The organism is Streptomyces sp. NPDC048504 (assembly GCF_043200035.1).
In the GTDB taxonomy this organism is placed as follows: Bacteria; Actinomycetota; Actinomycetes; order Streptomycetales; family Streptomycetaceae; genus Streptomyces.
In genome coordinates this window covers 87,149-106,891 of the sequence record NZ_JBICXA010000002.1, presented here as the reverse complement: position 1 = coordinate 106,891, position 19,743 = coordinate 87,149, and the positions used below count along the sequence as shown (strand labels likewise).

The window sequence follows — 19,743 nt, the reverse complement described above, 5'->3', positions numbered from 1 at the left end:
CCATGCTGTTTTCCAGCAAGGGCAAGCACCGCCGTCCGTCCAAGGCCACCCGCGTCGCCACGCTCGCCGGCGTCACCGGTGTCGCGATAGCCGCCCCGCTCATGGCGACCGGCAGCGCCTCCGCCGCCACCGCGTCCGAGTGGGACACGGTCGCCAGCTGCGAGTCCGGCGGCAACTGGTCCATCAACACCGGTAACGGCTACTACGGCGGCCTGCAGTTCTCCGCCTCGACGTGGGCCGCGTACGGCGGCACCGCCTACGCCTCCACCGCGAACCAGGCCTCCAAGTCCCAGCAGATAGCCGTGGCCGAGAAGGTTCTCGCCGCCCAGGGCAAGGGCGCCTGGCCCACCTGTGGCACCGGCCTGTCGAGCGCCTCCTACTCCGGCGGCAGCTCCAGCTCGTCGAGCGGCTCGAACAGCTCCAGCTCCTCCAAGACCACCACCGAGCGCTCCACGAGCGACACCACCGCCTCCCGCTCCGCCGAGCGCCCGGCCGCCAAGAAGACCGTCACCACCCCGACCGGCAAGAAGGTCAAGAAGGGTGACGGCGAGTACAAGGTCGTCAAGGGCGACACCCTCAGCTCCATCGCCGAGAAGCACAAGGTGAAGGGCGGCTGGCAGCAGCTGTTCAAGCTGAACAAGAGCATCATCGACGACGCCGACTTCATCTACCCGGGTCAGCAGCTGCACCTTAAGTAGCTCCCAGCTGAACCACAGCGCCCTCACAACCGTGGACTCCACCATGGAGACCTCGTGAGGGTCACCCCCGTCCCCCACGGGCTCCCCGCTCCGGTGCGTGTTCCCCCGTACGCACCGGGGCGGGGCTTTTTGCGTTCCCGGTCTGCCGCCCCCGTCCCCATGCCTGCCGCTTGCCGGGACTTTTTGTTCCGTTCGGAAACAATTTACTCTCGGTTCTGTCCATCAGGCGGCCGACCGGATGGCCAATCGCCCCGGGCCGGTTAGGCTCGTCTCGCAGAGCCGCTGCGGTGTTGCCGTAGCCGCGTCAGATCCCAAGAAGGAGATGCTCGTGCCGTCCATCGACGTCGTCGTAGCCCGGGAAATCCTGGACTCCCGAGGCAACCCCACGGTCGAGGTCGAGGTCGGCCTCGACGACGGCAGCACGGGTCGTGCCGCCGTTCCCTCCGGCGCCTCCACGGGTGCCTTCGAAGCCATCGAGCTGCGTGACGGTGACCCCAACCGCTACGGCGGCAAGGGTGTCGAGAAGGCCGTCCTCGCCGTCATCGAGCAGATCGGCCCGGAGCTCGTCGGCTACGACGCCACCGAGCAGCGCCTGATCGACCAGGCGATGTTCGACCTGGACGCCACCGACAACAAGGGTTCGCTCGGCGCCAACGCCATCCTCGGCGTCTCCCTCGCCGTCGCGCACGCCGCGTCCGAGGCCAGCGACCTCCCCCTCTTCCGCTACCTCGGCGGCCCGAACGCGCACCTGCTGCCCGTTCCGATGATGAACATCCTGAACGGCGGCTCGCACGCCGACTCGAACGTGGACATCCAGGAGTTCATGATCGCCCCGATCGGCGCGGAGTCCTTCTCCGAGGCGCTGCGCTGGGGCGCCGAGGTCTACCACACCCTCAAGAAGGTGCTGAAGACCAAGGGCCTGTCCACCGGCCTCGGCGACGAGGGCGGCTTCGCCCCGAACCTGGAGTCCAACCGCGCCGCCCTCGACCTCATCATCGAGGCCATCAAGCAGGCCGGTTACATCCCCGGCGAGCAGATCGGCCTCGCGCTCGACGTCGCCGCGTCCGAGTTCTACAAGGACGGCAAGTACGAGTTCGAGGGCAAGTCCCGCTCGGCCGCCGAGATGACCGAGTACTACGAGGAGCTCGTCTCCGCGTACCCGCTCGTCTCCATCGAGGACCCGCTGTACGAGGACGACTGGGCCGGCTGGAAGGTCATCACCGACCGCATCGGCGACAAGGTCCAGATCGTCGGGGACGACCTGTTCGTCACCAACCCCGAGCGCCTCGCCCGCGGCATCGAGGAGGGCACCGCCAACGCCCTGCTCGTCAAGGTGAACCAGATCGGCTCGCTGACCGAGACCCTGGACGCCGTCGAGATGGCCCAGCGCAACGGCTTCAAGTGCATGATGTCCCACCGCTCCGGCGAGACCGAGGACACCACCATCGCCGACCTCGCCGTCGCGGTGAACTGCGGCCAGATCAAGACCGGCGCCCCGGCCCGCTCGGACCGCGTCGCCAAGTACAACCAGCTGCTCCGCATCGAGGAGATCCTCGACGACGCGGCCGAGTACGCGGGCCGTTCGGCCTTCCCCCGCTTCAAGGGCTGACCCATACCGGGCTAAGCCTTAGCCAGTCGTACGTACGTCCCCGCACCCGGTCCCGTACCGTGTGCGGGGACGTACGCACGTGTGAAGGGGAGGCGGGACATGGCCGTGAAGGACCGGGACCGGTTCTCCACCGCGACCAGGCTCAAGCTGCTCGGCGAGCAGACGGCGGCCCGTGTCTACCGCTCCCAGACCAAGCGGCAGGCCCGCCGCTCCCGGCTCACCGGCCGGGCGGCCCTCCTCGCCCTGGTGCTGTGCTCGCTGATCGTGGCGCTCGCCTACCCGATAAGGCAGTACGTCTCCCAGCGCGCCGAGATCTCCGACCTCCAGCGGCAGCAGGAGCAGGCGCGGCAGCGCGTCGAGCAGCTCCGCGATCTCAAGGCACGCTGGCAGGACGACTCGTACGCGGAGCAGCAGATCCGGCAGCGGCTGCACTACGTGATGCCCGGGGAGACGGGCTACATCGTGATCGACCCGGACGCGGCCAAGCAGTCGCGCGCGGAACTGGGGGCGGCCGACCGTCCCTGGTACGCGAACGTCTGGGACGGCGTGGACAAGTCCGACGCCTCCGACCGGTGACTGAACTGCCCAGTCGCTGAACCGAATTGAACTGACAGAGAGACTTTCGTACAGGCATGGAAACGCCCCCGCCGCCCACCCCGCGCACCGAGCCCACCGTCGCGGACGTCGAGGCCTTCAAGCAGCAGCTCGGGCGTCCGCCGCGCGGGCTGCGCGCGATCGCACACCGTTGCCCGTGCGGACAGCCGGACGTGGTGGAGACGGCCCCCCGCCTCCCCGACGGCACCCCCTTCCCGACGACGTACTACCTCACGTGCCCGCGCGCCGCTTCGGCGATCGGCACCCTTGAGGCGAACGGCGTCATGAAGGAGATGACGGAGCGGCTGCGGACCGACCCCGAACTCGCCGCCGCGTACCGCGCCGCGCACGAGGACTACATCGCGCGCCGAGACGCCATCGAGGTCCTGGAGGGCTTCCCGAGCGCGGGCGGCATGCCGGACCGCGTGAAGTGCCTGCACGTCCTGGTGGGCCACTCCCTGGCCGCCGGCCCGGGCGTCAACCCGCTCGGTGACGAGGCGATCGCGATGCTGCCGGAGTGGTGGGCCAAGGGGCCGTGCGTGCGCGTGCCCGGGGTGCCGCCGACCGGCGAGGGCTGGCAGACGGAGACGAACGAGGACGGCACGGGCTACTTTGCCTACAAGCCCGTCGAGAAGCCCGTCGAGGCGAAGGAGGACGACCAGTGACCCGTGTCGCCGCCGTCGACTGCGGTACGAACTCGATCCGCCTCCTCGTCGCCGACGTGAACCCGGAGACCGGTGAACTCGTCGACCTGGACCGGCGGATGACGATCGTGCGGCTCGGCCAGGGTGTGGACAAGACCGGCCGTCTGGCCCCCGAGGCGCTGGAGCGCACCTTCGCGGCCTGCCGCGACTACGCGGCGATCATCAAGGAACTCGGCGCCGAACGCCTCCGCTTCGTCGCCACGTCGGCCTCCCGCGACGCCTCGAACCGCGACGACTTCGTCAGCGGCGTCCTGCACATCCTCGGCGTCGAGCCGGAGGTGATCACCGGCGACGAGGAGGCGGAACTCTCCTTCACCGGCGCGACGAAGGAACTGACCGGCCGCGACGACCTCGCCAAGCCCTACCTGGTCGTGGACATCGGCGGCGGCTCGACGGAGTTCGTGGTCGGCGACGACGCCGTCCGCGCCGCCCGCTCCGTGGACATCGGCTGCGTCCGCATGACCGAGCGCCACCTGGTCCGCGACGGCAAGGTCACCGACCCGCCCACCCCGGACCAGATCACGGTGATGCGCGCCGACATCGAGGCCGCCCTCGACCTCGCCGAACAGACGGTCCCCCTCCGCGAGGCCCGCACCCTGGTCGGCCTGGCCGGCTCGGTCACCACGGTCTCGGCGATCGCCCAGAACCTCCCCGAGTACGACACGGAAGCCATCCACCACTCCCGCGTCTCCTACGACCGCGTCCGCGAGATCACGGAGTCCCTCCTCCGCTCCACCCACGCCGAACGCGCGGCCATCCCCTCCATGCACCCGGGCCGCGTCGACGTCATCGGCGCGGGCGCCCTCGTACTCCTCTCGATCATGGATCGGGTCGGGGCGAGCGAGGTCGTGGTGAGCGAACACGACATTTTGGACGGGATCGCGTTCAAGGCGGCGGAAGGTGTCAAGGGCGGCAAGTAGCCAGGCCGTTGGCTAATGCCGGACCCGGACCACCAGTTTCCCCGTGGCCCGGTCGTGCTCCATGTCCTCGTGGGCCTGCGGTACTTGCTCCAGGCCGTCGTACACCCGGTCGACGGGGAAGGCGAGTTGGCCGACGGCGACCGCGTCGAGGATCTCCTGGAAGACCGCCGGGGACAGGTCGGACGCGTCGCCGAAGTAGCCCGCCAGGCGAACTCCCCTCGGCAGGTACTCGTTCGGGGAGAAGTCCCGCACCGTCCACTGGTTGGAGAGGCTGCCGCCGAAGCAGGCCGTGCCGTGGACGCGTACCGCGCGCAGGGTGTCGGGGAGGGTCGGGGTGCCGACGAGATCGAGGGCGGCGTCGACGCCGTCCGGGTACAACTCCCTTACCGCGGGCGCCACTTCGCCGGTGTCGAGGAGGGGGTGGTCGACGCCCCGCTCCTTCAGCAGAGCCAGGCGATCGGGGCGCCGAGTCGTGGACAGCACCGTCGCTCCGCGCCAGCTCGCCAGCGCGGTTGCCGCCAGCCCCACCGAGGACGTGCCGCCGCGGATCAGCACGGTCTGGCCGGGCCGCAGGTCCAGCCCGACGGTGAGCGAGCCGTAGGCGGTCTGCACCATCTCCGGCAGCGCGCCCAGCACCTCCCAGGGCAACTCGGTCTCGACGGGGACGACTTGGGACAGCGGCACCGACGTGTACTCGGCATAACCGCCGTCGTAGGTACGCCCCATGTCCCCCATCATCGCGACGACCTTCTGCCCGGGAGTCAGTCCGCTGTCGGCCGGTGCCGCGTCGACCGTGCCGGTGGCCTCGATGCCCGGCACCCGGGGGAAGCTGACGCCCTCGCTCACCCCGAGCCGCAGCTTCAGCTCCGACCGGTTGAGCCCGAACGCCTCGACGCGGATACGCACCCAGCCGTCCCGCTCGGGCGGCAGCGGGAGCGTGGTCAGCCGCAGGTTCTCCACGGGACCGGGGGCGGAGAGCTGGACGGCACGCATGGTGCTCGGCGAGGACGTCATGGGGCTGCCAACGTGGGGCCACGGCGGCTTCATTCCCGACTCGCCCTGGGTTTACGGTCGTTGGCGCACACGTAGGCCAGTTGATGTACGCGCCGGTCAGAAGTCCGCGACCAGGAGCCGGTAGCCGACGTCGACGGTGTCCAGCGCGAGCAGATCGGCGTACCGCTCGTGCCAGCGGCCCGTCGCGAGGTCGTCCCGGAGCATCGCCAGGCCGGGCGCGAGGGCGTCCTCCCCGGCCTGGGCCAGCATGGAGATCCCGGCGCGCACCTGGGGGTCGAGGTAGGCGTGCGGACGGCGCCAGTACGCCGCGCCGAAGCCGTCCGTGCAGTCGTGCGGGACGGGGACGGTCTCCTCGCTGACCGCCTCGCCGAGCAGCGCGGCCAGCCGTTCGGGCGGGACGGCGCGGGTGTCGTCGTAGGCCGCCGCCTGGGGGAGGTAGTCGCGCACCAGCCAGAACCGTTCGCGGAAGACCCGCTGGTCCCAGGTCAGGACGACGACGCGGCGGCGCGCGACCCGGCGGAGTTCGGCGAGACCGGCCGCGAGGTCGGTCCAGTGGTGGACGGTCAGCACCGCCATGACGGCGTCGGCGGCGTCGTCGCGCAGCGGCAGGCGTTCGGCCACCGCGCACACGGCGGGCGCGGACCCGGGCGGGCGCTGGGCGAGCATGATCCGGCTGGGTTCTACGGCGAGAGTCGTGCGCGGCGGTTCGTAGGAGCCGGCGCCGGCGCCCACGTCGATCACGTCCTCCGCATCCCCGAGCGCGGCCTGGATCCGCGCGGCGATGCGTGGGTCCGGGCGCCGGGTCCTGGCATACGTCGTGCCGAGCGTGTCGTAGACGGCCATGCTTCCGAGTATGGGGAGAAGGCGCGCTGCCGGACCCTCGCGAGCCCGAATTATTACTCGCCGGTATTAAACTCCTGAGCAGCCCATATAACGTATGAGCGGTTGCAGGGGCGCTCGCCGACCTCCCTCAGAACACGTCCGTAAGAAAGTTCGTGAAGTTCTTCACAAGGAATTCTGTCCCGTTGGACGACGGGACTGCCCCGGTTGGCCCTTCCGGGGTCCCGGCGGGCCTGGGAGCGTTCTCGGCGGGGCGGTGCGGGAGTGATTCGGGGGAGTTTCGGGAGGGTGTCGTGGAGGTGTGGTCCAGGGGAGCCGAAAAGGTAGAGCGGCAGCTCACGCGGCCTTGACAACGGGGCGAACCGACCCGTGGTTCCCCGCCCGCGGAGTGACCTGGATCATGCGAGTCGCGGAGGATAACACACCCCCCACCCAAGCTTGTGAAGGGGCGCACGAGCGACCCCCCTGGGGCAGGTGGATACTCGATGCCATGAGCACCACGGAGCGTCCCAGGATCCTCGTAGTAGGCGGTGGGTACGTAGGCCTGTACGCAGCTCGGCGCATTCTCAAGAAGATGCGCTACGGCGAGGCGACCGTCACGGTCGTCGACCCCCGGTCGTACATGACCTACCAGCCCTTCCTCCCCGAAGCCGCCGCCGGCAGCATCTCCCCTCGGCACGTCGTCGTCCCGTTGCGACGCGTACTGCCGAAGGCGGAGGTCCTCACCGGCCGGGTCACCACCATCGACCAGGACCGCAAGGTCGCCACGATCGCCCCCCTCGTGGGCGAGGCGTACGAGCTGCCTTTCGACTACCTCGTCATCGCGATGGGCGCGGTCTCCCGCACCTTCCCGATCCCCGGCCTCGCCGAGCAGGGCATCGGCATGAAGGGCATCGAGGAGTCCATCGGCCTGCGCAACCACGTCCTTGAGCAGCTCGACAAGGCCGACTCCACCACCGACGAGGAGATCCGCCGCAAGGCGCTCACCTTCGTCTTCATCGGCGGCGGTTTCGCCGGTGCGGAGACCATCGGTGAGGTCGAGGACATGGCCCGGGACGCGGCCAAGTACTACACCAACGTCTCCCGCGAGGACATGCGCTTCGTCCTCGTCGACGCCGCCGACAAGATCCTCCCGGAGGTCGGCCCCAAGCTCGGCCTCTACGGCAAGGAGCACCTGGAGAGCCGCGGGATCGAGATCTACCTCTCGACCTCGATGGACTCCTGCGTCGACGGTCACGTCGTGCTGAAGAACGGCCTTGAGGTCGACTCCAACACGATCGTGTGGACGGCCGGCGTCAAGCCGAACCCCGTTCTCTCCCGCTTCGGCCTCCCGCTCGGCCCGCGCGGTCACGTCGACGCCCAGCCGACCCTCCAGGTCACCGGCACCGACTACGTCTGGGCCGCCGGCGACAACGCCCAGGTGCCCGACATCGCCTCCCGCAAGGCCGGCGTCGAGAACGCCTGGTGCCCGCCGAACGCCCAGCACGCGCTGCGCCAGGCGAAGGTCCTCGGCGACAACGTGATCTCCGGTATGCGGGGCTTCCCGCAGAAGGAGTACTCGCACGCCAACAAGGGTGCGGTCGCCGGTCTCGGCCTGCACAAGGGCGTCGCGATGATCGTCATGGGCAAGGTGAAGATCAAGGTCAAGGGCCGTCTCGCCTGGTACATGCACCGTGGCTACCACGGTCTGGCCATGCCGACCTGGAACCGCAAGATCCGCGTCTTCGCCGACTGGACGCTCGCGATGTTCCTCAAGCGCGAGGTCGTGTCGCTCGGCGCCATGGAGAACCCCCGCGAGGAGTTCTACGAGGCCGCCAAGCCGGCGCCGGCGCCCGCCGCGGCTGCCGCCAAGACCGAGGAGAAGGCCAAGGCCTCCTGACCGCCTCCGGTCACCTCTGACGACGCAAGAAGCAGTAACCCCGAAGGGGCCGTCCGCCATCCGTGGTGCGGGCGGTCCCTTCGGCGTTCCCGCGCACATCCAACACACCTCCGTACATGGTGGCTACACCTATTTTGCCTACTCGTAACGCTCAAGCAGGACTGCGATCGGGCCTGGCCGGTGTTTACGTAGTGATGGACAATTCCGGGATCCGCGTCACGGAGGTGTGCGCCATGGCTGATGCCGCGCTGCGGCTCAAATCCCTCTTCGAACAGCTACTGGGAACCCCCATCCCGGTGCGCATCCGCGCCTGGGACGGTTCCGTGGCAGGGCCGCCCGATGCGCCGACCTTGGTCGTACGCAATCGCCGTGCCCTGCGCCGACTCCTGTGGAAGCCCGGCGAACTGGGCATGGCACGCGCCTGGGTCTCCGGGGACCTGGGTATCGAGGGCGACCTGTACGCCGCCCTCGACGCGATGTCCGAGCTGGTGTGGGAGCGCGGCGACGACGCCCGCACCCTCGCCCAGGCCCTGCGGGACCCCGAGGTGCGGTCCGCCGTACGCGGCCTGGTGAAACTCGCCGGACTCCCGCTGCCGCCCGCCCCGCCCCCGGAGGAGGTCCGCCGCAGCCGCGCCCACCTCCACACCAAACGCACCGACAAACGCGCCATCAGCCACCACTACGACGTCGGCAACGACTTCTACGAGATCGTCCTCGGCCCCTCCATGGTCTACTCGTGCGCCTACTGGGAATCCCCGGACGGCACCCTGGAGGACGCCCAGCGCGACAAGCTCGAACTCATCTGCCGCAAGCTGGAGTTGACGCCGGGCCAGCGACTCCTCGACGTCGGCTGCGGCTGGGGTTCGATGGCGATCCACGCGGCCCGCGAGTACGGCGTGAGCGTGGTGGGCGTGACCCTCTCCCAGGAGCAGGCGGCCTACGCCCGCAAGCGCGTCGCGGGGGAGGGGCTCACCGACAAGGTGGAGATCCGGGTGCAGGACTACCGGGACGTCACCGACGGGCCCTACGACGCCATCTCCTCCATCGGCATGGCCGAACACGTGGGCGCCGAGCGGTACTTGGAGTACGCGGGGGTCCTCCACTCGCTGCTCAAGCCCGGCGGGCGGCTCCTGAACCACCAGATCGCCCGCCGCCCGCACCGCGACGAATCCTCGTACAGCATCGACGAGTTCATCGACTCCTACGTCTTCCCCGACGGTGAACTCGCCCCGATCGGCACCACCGTGACCCAGCTGGAGCGCGCCGGCCTTGAGGTGCGCGACGTCGAGGTCATCCGCGAGCACTACGCGCTCACCCTGCGCCGCTGGGTCGCCAACCTGGAGGCCGAGTGGTCCCGCGCGGCCAAGCTCGCCGGGGCCGGTCGGGCCCGGGTGTGGCGCCTGTACATGGCGGCCTCCGCGCTCGCATTCGAGCGCAACCGCATCGGCGTCAACCAGGTCCTGGCCGTCCGCACCCCGGACTCCGGGAACTCCGGAGTGCCGTTGCGCGCCCGCACCTGGAACTGAGTCAGTTTTTCCGAGAACAGGAAGGGGCCCCGTTCCGATCCGGAACGGGGCCCCAACCCGTGCACTGCTACTCGGACTTGATGGCCGACAGCATGTTCAGCTTGGCCGCGCGCCGGGCCGGCCACAGCGCGGCCAGGACGCCGACCGTGCCCGCGAGCAGCAGGAAGAGCGCCATCCGGGCCCAGGGGATGACCAGTGCGTAGGTCGCCATCTTCGCGCCGATCAGCTCACCGGCCGCCCAGCCGAAGAACACGCCGAGACCGATGCCGAGCACCCCGCCGAAGAGCGAGATGACCAGGGACTCCAGGCGGACCATCCGCTTGATGCCCTTGCGGTCGAGGCCGATCGCGCGCAGCATCCCGATCTCCTGCGAGCGCTCGAAGACCGACATGGCAAGGGTGTTGATGACACCGAGGACCGCGACGATCACCGCCATGGCGAGCAGGCCGTAGACCATGTTGAGGATCAGGGTGAAGACCTGCGCGATGCTGTCGGAGAGGTCCTTCTTGTCCTGGACCTTGACGGCCGGGTTGGAGCCGAGGGCCTTCTCCAGCCTGTCCTTCGTCGAACTCGACGCGCCGTCAGCCGTCTTGACGAGGATCTGCATGTCGGCCGGGTCGGTCTGGTGCGGGGCGAGCGTCGCGTTGTCGAGCATGATGCCCTGGATCAGCGCGTTGCCCTCGTAGACCGCGGAGACGGTGAGCTGCTGCGCCTTGCCGTCCTCGTAGTGCGTGGTGAAGGTCGAACCGGCCTTCCAGCCATGGGACTTGGCGGTGTCATCGTCCACGACCACCTGCGTGCCGGCGACCTTGAAGGTGCCGCTGTCGACCTTGAGGTCGGTGAGCTTGCCGATGGCGGAGCCGTTGACGCCCGTCAGGAACTCGGACGTGCCGTCGATGCGCGAGGGGGCGTTGCGCAGCGGGCTGCTGGCGGTGATCCCGGAGGTGGTGGTGAGGGTCTTGTCGACGTCCGGGGAGAGCTGGTTGCCGTTCGCCATCGAGACGATGTAGTCGGCGCTGATCGCGGACGAGGCCATCTTGTCGATCGCCTGCTGGAGGCTGCCCGCCATCACCGTCATGCCGGTGATGAGGGTGAGGCCGATCATCAGCGCGGAGGCGGTGGCGGCCGTACGGCGCGGGTTGCGCACCGAGTTCTGGCGGGCCAGCTTGCCGGAGATCCCGAAGATCCGCAGGACCGGTGCCGAGGCCGCGATCAGCGGGCGGGACAGCAGCGGGGTCAGGATGAACACACCGATGATCAGCAGGACGGCGCCGAACCCCATGGGCGCCTGGCCGTCCGAACCGTTCATCGTCGTGGCCGCGATGACGACGGCGATGCCCGCGCCGGAGAACAGCGCGCCGAGCGTGTTGCGCAGTACCAGGGACTTGGTGGTGGCCGTCGCGTGCACGCTGCTCATCGCGGCGACCGGCGGGATCTTCGCGGCCCGGCGGCCGGGCAGCCAGGCGGCGAGCATGGTGATGAGGATGCCGACCGCGAGGGCGCTGAGCACCGTGCCCGAGGTGATGATGAGCGGGCCGTCCGGGACGGTCGCGCCGATCGTGCCCATCAGGGCGCGCAGCCCGGCGCCGATGCCGATACCGGCGACCAGACCGGCCACCGCGGCGACCGCGCCGACCACGAACGCCTCAAGCAGCACCGACCGCGTGACCTGCCGGCGGGAGGCGCCGACCGCGCGCAACAGGGCCAGTTCCTTGGTGCGTTGGGCGACCAGCATGGTGAAGGTGTTGGCGATGATGAACGTGCCGACGAAGAGCGCGATGCCGGCGAAGACCAGCAGCCCCGACTTCAGCCCGCTCATCGACGAGGCGATCGTCTCGGCCTGGTCGTCGGCGAGCTTCTTGGCGGTGGTGGTCTCGGTGAGGCCCTTCGGCAGGGCGCTGTCCAGTTGCGTCTTCAGCGCGGCCTGACTGGTCCCGGCCGCGGCCTTCACGTCGATCTCGTCGTACGTGCCCGCTTTGCCGAACAGTTTCTGCGCGGTCGCGGTGTCGAAGAGGGCGAGGCTGCCGCCGGCGGCGACGTTGCCGTCGTCGGTGGTGAAGATGCCGGTGATCTTCGGGGTCAGCACCGGGCCGTCGACGGAGATGCGCACGGTGTCGCCGACCTTGTAACCGGCGCGCTTCGCGGTCTCGGAGTCGATCGCGACCTGACTGCTGCCGTGCGGCGCGGTACCGGACGTGAGGGGATACCGGGCGTCCTTGCTACCCCAATAATTCCCGCCCTGGGACTGGAAGCCGCCGCCGATGAGCTTGCCCGTCTTGTCGGCGATGGCGGTGAATCCGTTGACGACACCGGTCGCGGACGCGGCCCCCGGCACCTTGGCGCTGGTGTCGAGCATGGCCTGGGTCAGCTCGGGCGTCTTGCCGACCGTGTCGCCCTTGTCATCCTGGTACTTGGCCTTCACGGCGACGTCGACCTGGTCGAAGCCCTTGGCCGAGCTGTTCTGGAAGGCGTTCGAGATGGTGTTGGTGAAGACCAGGGTCCCCGACACGAACGCGACGCCGAGCATCACGGCGAGCACGGTCATGAGGAGCCGGGCCTTGTGCGCGAGTACGTTGCGCAAGGCGGTACGGAACATGGGTCTACTCAGTCCAGGTCTACGAGGGGTGAGCCGGGCGGCGGAGTCGGGTGCCGGGGCGGTGAAGTCGGCGCCAGGGCAGCGGAGTTGATGGCCTCGGCAGTGAGATCGGGGGCCGGGGCTTCGAAATCGTGGCCGGGGCGGTGGAGTTGGGTGCTGGGGTTGCGAAGTCAGTTGCCCGGGCGGTGAGGTCGGGCGCCCCCGGCGGTGAAGCTGGGTGCCGAGGCGGCGGAGTTGAGGTCCCGGGCGGCGGAGTCGAAACCCCGGCAGTGAGGCCGGAGGCCGGGGCGGCGAAGGCCAACTGTCCGGGTGGTGAAGTCGACGACCCGGGCGGCGAATTGAGGAGCCGTCAGGTGAGCCGACCGGAGCTGGTCAGCTGGTGCGGCCCTTCGCGTCGAATTGCTTCATGCGGTCCAGGACCGAGTCCGCCGTCGGCTCGTAGACCTCGTCGACGATGCGGCCGTCCGCGAGGAAGACCACCCGGTCCGCGTACGCCGCCGCCACCGGGTCGTGGGTGACCATGACCACCGTCTGCCCCAACTCCCGTACGGAGTTGCGGAGGAAGCCCAGCACCTCCGCGCCGGAGCGCGAGTCGAGGTTTCCGGTCGGCTCGTCGCCGAAGATGATGTCGGGGCGGGAGGCCAACGCCCGTGCCACGGCGACGCGTTGCTGCTGGCCGCCGGAGAGCTCGGAGGGCCGGTGCTTCAGCCGGTCGGCGAGACCGATCATCGTGATCACCGAGTCCAGCCACTGCTTGTCCGGCTTGCGGCCCGCGATGTCCATCGGGAGCGTGATGTTCTCCAGGGCCGTCAGCGTCGGCAGCAGGTTGAACGCCTGGAAGATGAAACCGATCTTGTCCCGGCGCAACTTCGTGAGCTGCTTGTCCTTCAGGGAACCCAGCTCGGTGTCACCGATGCGCACGGAACCGGACGAGAAGGCGTCCAGGCCGGCCACGCAGTGCATCAGGGTGGACTTGCCGGACCCCGAGGGGCCCATGATCGCGGTGAACTCGGCCTGCCGGAAGGCGATCGAGACCCGGTCGAGGGCGACCACCTGGGTCTCGCCCTGTCCGTAGATCTTGGAAAGATCCGTGGCACGCGCGGCCACGGAGGTGGTCCGGTCGGCGATGGGGGTGGTGGTCACGGAGGGCGCTCCTGTCGGGACGACGGTATTGCTGGATACGCCACCCATCCTCTCGGCCCCATCGCGCCGTGTAGTCAGCCGCTGTTCCGGTTCCGGGGGCAGCCTTCAGTCGGACTGCGCTCAGCGGTGTCATACCTGGGGATGACGGCCACCCCCGAGACGCCCCCTGGGCCCGCCTCTGTGAACGATCACGTCAAGAACCGGTGGAGCACCCTCGTTCGGGCGGTGAAATTCCGTCATTCCGCATACGAGGCCCCAGATCGCACGCAAGGCTGTTGGCAAGTGCTGATGGCGCATTCCGTGGTCTGATGCACCCTCAGACATCAATAAAATAAGACAACATCGGTCCGCCTGCCCGCTGTTGGGGATGCGCGTCCCGATAGGCTCGTGACCTCGATGCGGAGCCCACGGCCTGCCCGGATGGTGGAATGCAGACACGGCGAGCTTAAACCTCGCTGCCCCTTCGCGGGCGTGCCGGTTCAAGTCCGGCTCCGGGCACCATCGCAGTTACTGGGTGTGACTGGCGGGAACGGTGAGTCGCCGTAGCGCCCCTCGGTAACCCTCGTCATCCCCTCCCTGACCGTTGACAGGTGACCCGTGCGGTCGGAGACTTAAGGCGTACCGGCAAGGTGAAGAGAATTTCACCAGGCGAACACTGGCTGAGCCCAGACGAATATTGGCTGAGCGGCCCACGCCCGAAGGGAACGTCCGATGCGTACCACCGTCGGCATCATCGGAGCCGGCCCCGCCGGGCTCCTGCTCGCCCGGTTGCTGCACAACGCCGGGATCGACTCGGTCGTGCTGGAGAGCCGGGACCGGGCCTACGTCGAGCACCGGCAGCGGGCCGGGATCCTGGAGCAGGGCACGGTCGACGTGCTGCGCGCGGCGGGTGCCGGCGGGCGGATGGACCGGGAGGGGCTGCGGCACGACGGGATCGAGCTGCGGTTCGACCGGAAGCGGCACCGGGTGGACTTCCCGGCCCTCACCGGCGGCCGTAGCGTCACGGTCTACGCGCAGACCGAGGTGTGCAAGGACCTGATCGCCCTTCAACTCGCGGACGGCGGGCCGCTGTTGTTCGAGGCGGAGGCCTTGGAGGTGGAGGGCGCGGACACCGACCGCCCCCGCGTCCGCTTCCGGCACCAGGGCCGCGAGGACGTCCTCGACTGCGACTACGTCGTCGGGTGCGACGGCTTCTGGGGCGTCGCCCGCAATGCGATCCCCGCCGAACTCACCCGCGTCTTCGAACGGTCGTACCCCTACGCCTGGCTCGGTATCCTCGCCGACGTCGCGCCCTCCCACGACGAGCTGGTCTACGCCCGTCACGAGCGCGGGTTCGCCCTCCTCTCGATGCGCTCCCCGTCCGTCTCCCGTCTCTACCTCCAGGTGGAGGAGGGCGAGGACGCCGAGAAGTGGAGCGACGACGACATCTGGGGCGAACTGGAGCGACGGTTCGAGACTGAGGACGACTGGCGGCTCGACCGCGGTCCCATCACGCAGAAGTCCGTCACCCCGATGCGTTCGTACGTCCACGAGCCCATGCGGTACGGGCGGCTCTTCCTGGCCGGTGACGCCGCGCACATCGTGCCGCCGACCGGCGCCAAGGGGCTCAACCTCGCCGTCGGCGACGTCGTCACCTTCGCGAGGGCACTGACGTACAAGAAGGAGACGGGGAGCGAGGAGCGGCTCGACGGGTACTCCGCCACCTGTCTGCGGCGGGTGTGGCAGGCCGAGCGGTTCTCCTACGACATGACGAGCCTCCTGCACCGCGCGCCCGACGCGACGGCCTTCGAGGGGCGGCTCCAGCTGGCCCGGCTGGAGCGGATCGCGACCTCGCGGGCGGCCGAGACGGATCTTGCCGAGGCGTACACCGGGTTCCCTCTCGATGAACAGGGAGACGAGCGGGGATAAGGGGGCTCTAAGGGGGTCGTCACGGCTTGGTACCAGTGTTCGCACGGCGTGCGATCCACCGCGTACCTTGGCAGGACGAGGGGAAGATCCTCCCCAAGAGGTAGGGTCAATCCTTTGCCTACCTATTACTCTTGAGCCCAAGGCCGCGCGAGGCGGCCATGGAGGAGTGAAATGAGGAGCAGAAACCCGGTCTTCTCGCGACGGGGGTTCAGCCGCGACAACGGCTACGCGGGCTTCAACACCGCGCCGCAGGCCGGGGGCCCCGCCGTGGGGACGCAGGGCAACCCCTACGCGGGCGGTAACCCGTACGCGCAGAACCCGTACGCCCAGCAGGACCTTCAGCAGGGTGCACCGCCGCAGGCCCCGGCCACCACCGGCCGGATGACCATGGACGACGTGGTCCTGCGCACCGGCACCACCCTCGGCACGCTGATCGTGACGGCCGCCCTCGCCTGGGCGCTGCTCCCGGTCGACGACGCCAACATCAACCGTTCGTACGGCATCGGGATCGGCGCCGCGCTGATCGCGATGGTGCTGGCGTTCGTCCAGTCCTTCAAGCGCAAGCCCGTCCCGGCGCTGATCCTGTCGTACGCCGCGCTGGAAGGCGTCTTCCTCGGCGTCGTCTCCAGCGTCGTCGACAACCGCATCGCGAGCGGCGCGGCCATGCAGGCCGTGATCGGCACGATGGCGGTCTTCGCCGGCGTCCTCATCGCGTACCGCGCGGGCTGGATCCGCGTGAACCGCCGGTTCTACGGCTTCGTGATGGCGGCCGCGCTCGGCTTCGTGCTGCTGATGGTCGTGAACCTGCTGTTCGCGGTGTTCGGCGGCGGTGACGGCCTCGGCTTCCGCAGCGGCCCGCTCGGCATCTTCTTCGGCGTCGTCGGCATTATCCTCGGCGCGTGCTTCCTCGCCCTCGACTTCAAGCAGGTCGAGGACGGGATCGCCTACGGCGCGCCCAAGGAAGAGGCCTGGCTCGCGGCCTTCGGGCTCACGCTGACGCTGGTGTGGATCTACATGGAGTTCCTGCGGCTCATCTCGATCCTCAACAGCAACAACTAGCGGCGGTACGGCGGCAGGTAGCTCCGCCCGCTTGCGCGAAAGGGCCCCGGGTTCACTCCCGGGGCCCTTCGTCATGTCCGTGATGGGTCGGTCTGTGGTGCGCGCCTAGAGCAGTTTGCGCGCGGCCCTCCTCAGGTCGTACTCGTGAATGATCGCCTTGGCGTGGCCGTACGCGAGGTCGTGCTCGGCGCGGAGCCAGCTGACCTTCTCCTCGAAGCGGAAGAGGGCGGGGCCTTCGTCGACGGTGCGCAGCCAGTCGGACACTTCACGACCGGTGCAGTGGGGGATGCGGGCGAGCAGATTACGGTGGGTCTCCTGGGAGAACACTTGGGACATCGGCGCCTCCGGACGCATGGGGTGTAAGCCGGTCCTTCAGGTCACCGTGCCTGAGCGTTCGCCCGTTGGCAACAGTCCCGGTACGGCGCGTAGTCTCGCGGCGTGGTGGATACGACGCGGTTGACTCAAGCGGTGGATCACTTTGCGGACCGGCTCAGGGCTGCGCCGCAGAGTCGTTTGCAGAGGGGGGCTGCCGCGGAGGCTTTGGGGCTGGCCAGGGAGTTCGCCCTGTGGGCGCAGCGGGTTGAGGATCCCTCGGGGGTGCCTCGGGAGATGCCGGATGCGGGGATGTTCGCTGCGGCTGATCAAATCACCGTGGCTGTGCATGACTTGGCGGTTGTGCTGGTGAATGACGCCGAGGTCGAGAAGGCCCTTGGGTTGGTCGCGGAGGCGCAGAAGAGGGCGGGGGTCTGAGGTGCGTTGGCGGCTTGCGGTGCGTGGGGGTTGCTCGCGCAGTTCCCCGCGCCCCTAAAGACCGCTGGCCCGCCGTGTTTTTACACGTGGAACCGCGCGCTTTAAAACGCACGCCCGCCGTCTCTTTTAGGGGCGCGGGGAACTGCGCGAGCAACCCCCACGCACCCGCACCCGACGAAACACCGTGACGCCCCCGGATTCAAAGTGACGCTATGACCCTGTCCGCCAGGATGTAGACGTTCTCCTCGCCGCACGCGAACGTGAGGGTGTAGGCGCCGGAGACTCCGGAGCCGCCGAGGAGGAACGGGGTTTCGCCGGCGTGGAGGGCTGCGGCGAGGCGTTCGGCGGTTTCGCGGTGGCCCGGGGTCATGCAGAGGGTGGTGCCGTCGGCGAAGACGTAGACGTCGAGGGTGCCGAGGGGGCCGGGGCGGACGTCGGCCAGTTCGACCGCGGACTCGGCCAGCTCCTCCAGCGTCGCCACCGTACGTTCGTGGTCGTTCGCGACCGGTGACTGGGCCGGGACGAAGTCCGGGTGGGACGGGTGGCGGCGGCGGGCCGCGGCCAGTTCGGGGGACTCGCCGGCGAACTCGTCGGCGTCCGCGGAGAACTCGGTGACCGGCTCCAGCGGTTCGAGGCCCACGAAGTCGCTCTGGCGGGGCAGGAACAGCTCACTGTCGGGCAGACCCAGCAGGGTCGGCACCTCGGTGTCGCGGGCTTCCTGGGCGGCCCAGAAGGCCCGTGCCTCGGCCAGCTCCCGTTCCCGCTCCTCGGCCAGCGCCTCGGCCACGGCGGCGCGTATCTCATCCGCGTCGGTGTGGCTGCGGGCGGCGGGCACGAGCGCGCGCACGGCGGCGGCCCGGCCCTCGGCCAGTTCGGTGTGGAGGGCTGCTACCTGGCGACGGAGCACCAAGAGGGTGCGCAGGACGGCGACGCCCACGGCGCCTGTGGCGGCCGTGGTGAGCAGCAAAGCGATCGGCATGGCGCTCACTGACGTACTCCCGGTTCAAAGTCGACCCCCGACTTCCTACATCAGCTTGAAGGGCGGACTAACCAGCTGTCAGTGCGTAACGTCACGAAACGGGCAGGACTTTGGGCCCGATGTTTGGTGGTGAAACGGTCCTGACCTGGGAAAATCCCTCTTCGAAGGGAGATAGGTCACATCCTGGGGGAGATTGGATCACAAATCGGCCCAGAACCCAGGTGGTTACTGGGTTCCGGGCCAGATGGTGACGCAAAGTTCCCGTACGGCTACGGGGAGTTGGTCAGCTGAGGCGCTCGATGACCATCGCCATGCCCTGGCCGCCGCCCACGCACATCGTCTCCAGACCGAACTGCTTGTCGTGGAACTGGAGGGAGTTGATCAGTGTGCCGGTGATGCGGGCGCCGGTCATGCCGAAGGGGTGGCCGACGGCGATCGCGCCGCCGTTCACGTTCAGCTTCTCCAGCGGGATGTTCAGGTCGCGGTAGGACGGGATCACCTGGGCGGCGAACGCCTCGTTGATCTCGAACAGGTCGATGTCGTCGACGGTGAGACCGGCGCGGCCCAGCGCCTGCTTCGACGCCTCGACCGGGCCGAGGCCCATGATCTCGGGGGAGAGGCCGGAGACTCCGGTCGACACGATCCGCGCCAGGGGTGTGAGGCCGAGCTCGCGGGCCTTCGTGTCGCTCATGATGACGACCGCGGCGGCGCCGTCGTTCAGCGGGCAGCAGTTGCCGGCCGTGACCAGGCCGTCGGGGCGGAACACCGGCTTCAGGCCGGAGACGCCCTCCAGGGTGACGCCGGCGCGCGGGCCGTCGTCCTTCGACACGACCGTGCCGTCGGGCAGCGTGACCGGGGTGATCTCGCGCTCCCAGAAGCCGTTCTTGATGGCTTCCTCGGCGAGGTTCTGCGAGCGGACGCCGAACTCGTCCATGTCCTGGCGGGTGACGCCCTTGATCCGGGCCAGGTTCTCCGCGGTCTGGCCCATCGCGATGTACGGGTCGGGGAGCAGGCCGTCCTCGCGCGGGTCGTGCCAGGTCGCGCCCTCGCTCGCGGCGACCTCGGCGGTACGGGCCTCGGCCTCGGCGAAGACCGGGTTGTGCGTGTCCGGGAGGCTGTCGGAGTTGCCCTTCACGAACCGGGACACCATCTCGACACCGGCCGAGATGAAGACGTCGCCCTCGCCGGCCTTGATGGCGTGCAGGGCCATGCGGCTGGTCTGCAGCGACGAGGAACAGTAACGGGTGATCGTGCAGCCCGGCAGGTGGTCCATGCCCATCTGTACGGCGACGATCCGGCCGAGGTTGCTGCCCTGCTCGCCGCCGGGGAGGCCGCAGCCGAGCATCAGGTCCTCGATGAGCTTCGGGTCCAGCTCGGGGACCTTGGCGAGGGCGGCCTCGATGATCGTGGCGGTGAGGTCGTCGGGGCGCAGGTCCTTGAGGGAGCCCTTGAAGGCGCGGCCGATGGGGGAGCGGGCGGTCGACACGATGACGGCTTCGGGCATCACGGCTCCATTGGCGTATG

Annotated in this window: 17 protein-coding genes and 1 tRNA gene; 11 read left to right on the top strand and 7 right to left on the bottom strand. The window is 69.1% G+C overall.

All coding sequences use genetic code 11. From position 1 onward, the window contains the following. The first annotated feature begins 2 nt into the window (after positions 1 to 2). From ACGFY9_RS04755 to ACGFY9_RS04735, 5 genes are all read left to right on the top strand, one after another. Positions 3 to 698: a transglycosylase family protein gene (locus ACGFY9_RS04755; protein WP_393751968.1), complete on the top strand. Its 696-nt coding sequence runs from the start codon at positions 3 to 5 to the stop codon at positions 696 to 698. A 322-nt stretch (positions 699 to 1,020) separates the two neighbouring features. After that, complete coding sequence (gene eno, locus ACGFY9_RS04750; protein WP_033284339.1) at positions 1,021 to 2,307, top strand: phosphopyruvate hydratase; 1,287 nt, start codon at positions 1,021 to 1,023, stop codon at positions 2,305 to 2,307. Positions 2,308 to 2,406: 99 nt separating this feature from the next. After that, positions 2,407 to 2,883: a septum formation initiator family protein gene (locus ACGFY9_RS04745; RefSeq protein WP_393751966.1), complete on the top strand. Its 477-nt coding sequence runs from the start codon at positions 2,407 to 2,409 to the stop codon at positions 2,881 to 2,883. 56 nt (positions 2,884 to 2,939) lie between these two features. Beyond that, positions 2,940 to 3,566 carry a DUF501 domain-containing protein gene (locus ACGFY9_RS04740; protein ID WP_393751964.1) on the top strand — a complete coding sequence of 209 codons (627 nt, stop codon included), beginning with the start codon at positions 2,940 to 2,942 and terminating at the stop codon, positions 3,564 to 3,566. Then, positions 3,563 to 4,525, top strand: coding sequence for an exopolyphosphatase (locus tag ACGFY9_RS04735; protein WP_393751962.1), 963 nt, complete (start codon positions 3,563 to 3,565; stop codon positions 4,523 to 4,525). The genes ACGFY9_RS04740 and ACGFY9_RS04735 overlap by 4 nt, the downstream gene beginning before the upstream one ends. A 12-nt stretch (positions 4,526 to 4,537) precedes the next feature. Here ACGFY9_RS04735 and ACGFY9_RS04730 read toward each other — a convergent pair whose 3' ends face one another. Next, positions 4,538 to 5,539 carry a zinc-binding dehydrogenase gene (locus tag ACGFY9_RS04730; protein WP_393751960.1) on the bottom strand — a complete coding sequence of 334 codons (1,002 nt, stop codon included), beginning with the start codon at positions 5,537 to 5,539 and terminating at the stop codon, positions 4,538 to 4,540. A gap of 96 nt (positions 5,540 to 5,635) precedes the next feature. Then, positions 5,636 to 6,382 carry a class I SAM-dependent methyltransferase gene (locus tag ACGFY9_RS04725; RefSeq protein WP_393751958.1) on the bottom strand — a complete coding sequence of 249 codons (747 nt, stop codon included), beginning with the start codon at positions 6,380 to 6,382 and terminating at the stop codon, positions 5,636 to 5,638. Between the two features lie 487 nt (positions 6,383 to 6,869). On the opposite strand from ACGFY9_RS04725, the gene ACGFY9_RS04720 reads away from it, so the two are divergent. Next, complete coding sequence (locus ACGFY9_RS04720) at positions 6,870 to 8,258, top strand: NAD(P)/FAD-dependent oxidoreductase (RefSeq protein WP_393751956.1); 1,389 nt, start codon at positions 6,870 to 6,872, stop codon at positions 8,256 to 8,258. A 233-nt stretch (positions 8,259 to 8,491) separates the two neighbouring features. Next, entirely contained in the window at positions 8,492 to 9,784 is a 1,293-nt protein-coding gene (locus ACGFY9_RS04715) for a class I SAM-dependent methyltransferase (RefSeq protein ID WP_393751954.1), read from the top strand. Between the two features lie 67 nt (positions 9,785 to 9,851). On the opposite strand, the gene ACGFY9_RS04710 is transcribed toward ACGFY9_RS04715, so the two are convergent. Then, positions 9,852 to 12,380: an ABC transporter permease gene (locus tag ACGFY9_RS04710; protein ID WP_393751952.1), complete on the bottom strand. Its 2,529-nt coding sequence runs from the start codon at positions 12,378 to 12,380 to the stop codon at positions 9,852 to 9,854. A 372-nt stretch (positions 12,381 to 12,752) separates the two neighbouring features. Continuing rightward, on the bottom strand, positions 12,753 to 13,523 hold the full coding sequence (locus tag ACGFY9_RS04705) for an ABC transporter ATP-binding protein (RefSeq protein ID WP_393751950.1): 771 nt from the start codon (positions 13,521 to 13,523) through the stop codon (positions 12,753 to 12,755). A gap of 414 nt (positions 13,524 to 13,937) precedes the next feature. On the opposite strand from ACGFY9_RS04705, the gene ACGFY9_RS04700 reads away from it, so the two are divergent. The 3 genes from ACGFY9_RS04700 (at position 13,938) to ACGFY9_RS04690 (ending at position 16,490) form a co-directional block, all read left to right on the top strand. Continuing rightward, positions 13,938 to 14,024: transfer RNA gene (locus ACGFY9_RS04700), tRNA-Leu, on the top strand. 210 nt (positions 14,025 to 14,234) lie between these two features. After that, positions 14,235 to 15,431, top strand: coding sequence for a 4-hydroxybenzoate 3-monooxygenase (locus tag ACGFY9_RS04695; RefSeq protein WP_393751948.1), 1,197 nt, complete (start codon positions 14,235 to 14,237; stop codon positions 15,429 to 15,431). Between the two features lie 171 nt (positions 15,432 to 15,602). After that, positions 15,603 to 16,490 carry a Bax inhibitor-1/YccA family protein gene (locus ACGFY9_RS04690; RefSeq protein ID WP_393751946.1) on the top strand — a complete coding sequence of 296 codons (888 nt, stop codon included), beginning with the start codon at positions 15,603 to 15,605 and terminating at the stop codon, positions 16,488 to 16,490. Between the two features lie 105 nt (positions 16,491 to 16,595). Here ACGFY9_RS04690 and ACGFY9_RS04685 read toward each other — a convergent pair whose 3' ends face one another. Further along, a complete protein-coding gene (locus ACGFY9_RS04685) occupies positions 16,596 to 16,826 on the bottom strand; it encodes a DUF4287 domain-containing protein (RefSeq protein WP_026178224.1) in 231 nt (76 codons plus the stop codon). 102 nt (positions 16,827 to 16,928) lie between these two features. Between ACGFY9_RS04685 and ACGFY9_RS04680 the strand changes: the two genes are divergently transcribed. Further along, complete coding sequence (locus ACGFY9_RS04680; RefSeq protein WP_393751944.1) at positions 16,929 to 17,240, top strand: hypothetical protein; 312 nt, start codon at positions 16,929 to 16,931, stop codon at positions 17,238 to 17,240. 199 nt (positions 17,241 to 17,439) lie between these two features. Here ACGFY9_RS04680 and ACGFY9_RS04675 read toward each other — a convergent pair whose 3' ends face one another. Together ACGFY9_RS04675 and ACGFY9_RS04670 are read right to left on the bottom strand one after the other, a co-directional pair. Then, positions 17,440 to 18,228, bottom strand: a complete 789-nt coding sequence (locus tag ACGFY9_RS04675) for a hypothetical protein (RefSeq protein WP_366497026.1) — start codon at positions 18,226 to 18,228, stop codon at positions 17,440 to 17,442. Between the two features lie 274 nt (positions 18,229 to 18,502). Continuing rightward, positions 18,503 to 19,723, bottom strand: coding sequence for an acetyl-CoA C-acetyltransferase (locus ACGFY9_RS04670; protein WP_393751942.1), 1,221 nt, complete (start codon positions 19,721 to 19,723; stop codon positions 18,503 to 18,505). Between the last annotated feature and the right edge of the window lie 20 nt (positions 19,724 to 19,743).

What these genes read in the sequence shown, in the direction of transcription:
- ACGFY9_RS04725 (WP_393751958.1), bottom strand. Translation starts at nt 6,382, where the DNA reads ATGGCCGTCTACGACACGCTCGGCACGACGTATGCCAGGACCCGGCGC.
- ACGFY9_RS04710 (WP_393751952.1), bottom strand. Translation starts at nt 12,380, where the DNA reads ATGTTCCGTACCGCCTTGCGCAACGTACTCGCGCACAAGGCCCGGCTC.
- ACGFY9_RS04695 (WP_393751948.1), top strand. Translation starts at nt 14,235, where the DNA reads ATGCGTACCACCGTCGGCATCATCGGAGCCGGCCCCGCCGGGCTCCTG.
- ACGFY9_RS04685 (WP_026178224.1), bottom strand. Translation starts at nt 16,826, where the DNA reads ATGTCCCAAGTGTTCTCCCAGGAGACCCACCGTAATCTGCTCGCCCGC.
- ACGFY9_RS04720 (WP_393751956.1), top strand. Translation starts at nt 6,870, where the DNA reads ATGAGCACCACGGAGCGTCCCAGGATCCTCGTAGTAGGCGGTGGGTAC.
- ACGFY9_RS04730 (WP_393751960.1), bottom strand. Translation starts at nt 5,539, where the DNA reads ATGACGTCCTCGCCGAGCACCATGCGTGCCGTCCAGCTCTCCGCCCCC.
- ACGFY9_RS04670 (WP_393751942.1), bottom strand. Translation starts at nt 19,723, where the DNA reads ATGCCCGAAGCCGTCATCGTGTCGACCGCCCGCTCCCCCATCGGCCGC.
- ACGFY9_RS04745 (WP_393751966.1), top strand. Translation starts at nt 2,407, where the DNA reads ATGGCCGTGAAGGACCGGGACCGGTTCTCCACCGCGACCAGGCTCAAG.
- eno (WP_033284339.1), top strand. Translation starts at nt 1,021, where the DNA reads ATGCTCGTGCCGTCCATCGACGTCGTCGTAGCCCGGGAAATCCTGGAC.
- ACGFY9_RS04740 (WP_393751964.1), top strand. Translation starts at nt 2,940, where the DNA reads ATGGAAACGCCCCCGCCGCCCACCCCGCGCACCGAGCCCACCGTCGCG.
- ACGFY9_RS04715 (WP_393751954.1), top strand. Translation starts at nt 8,492, where the DNA reads ATGGCTGATGCCGCGCTGCGGCTCAAATCCCTCTTCGAACAGCTACTG.
- ACGFY9_RS04755 (WP_393751968.1), top strand. Translation starts at nt 3, where the DNA reads ATGCTGTTTTCCAGCAAGGGCAAGCACCGCCGTCCGTCCAAGGCCACC.
- ACGFY9_RS04690 (WP_393751946.1), top strand. Translation starts at nt 15,603, where the DNA reads ATGAGGAGCAGAAACCCGGTCTTCTCGCGACGGGGGTTCAGCCGCGAC.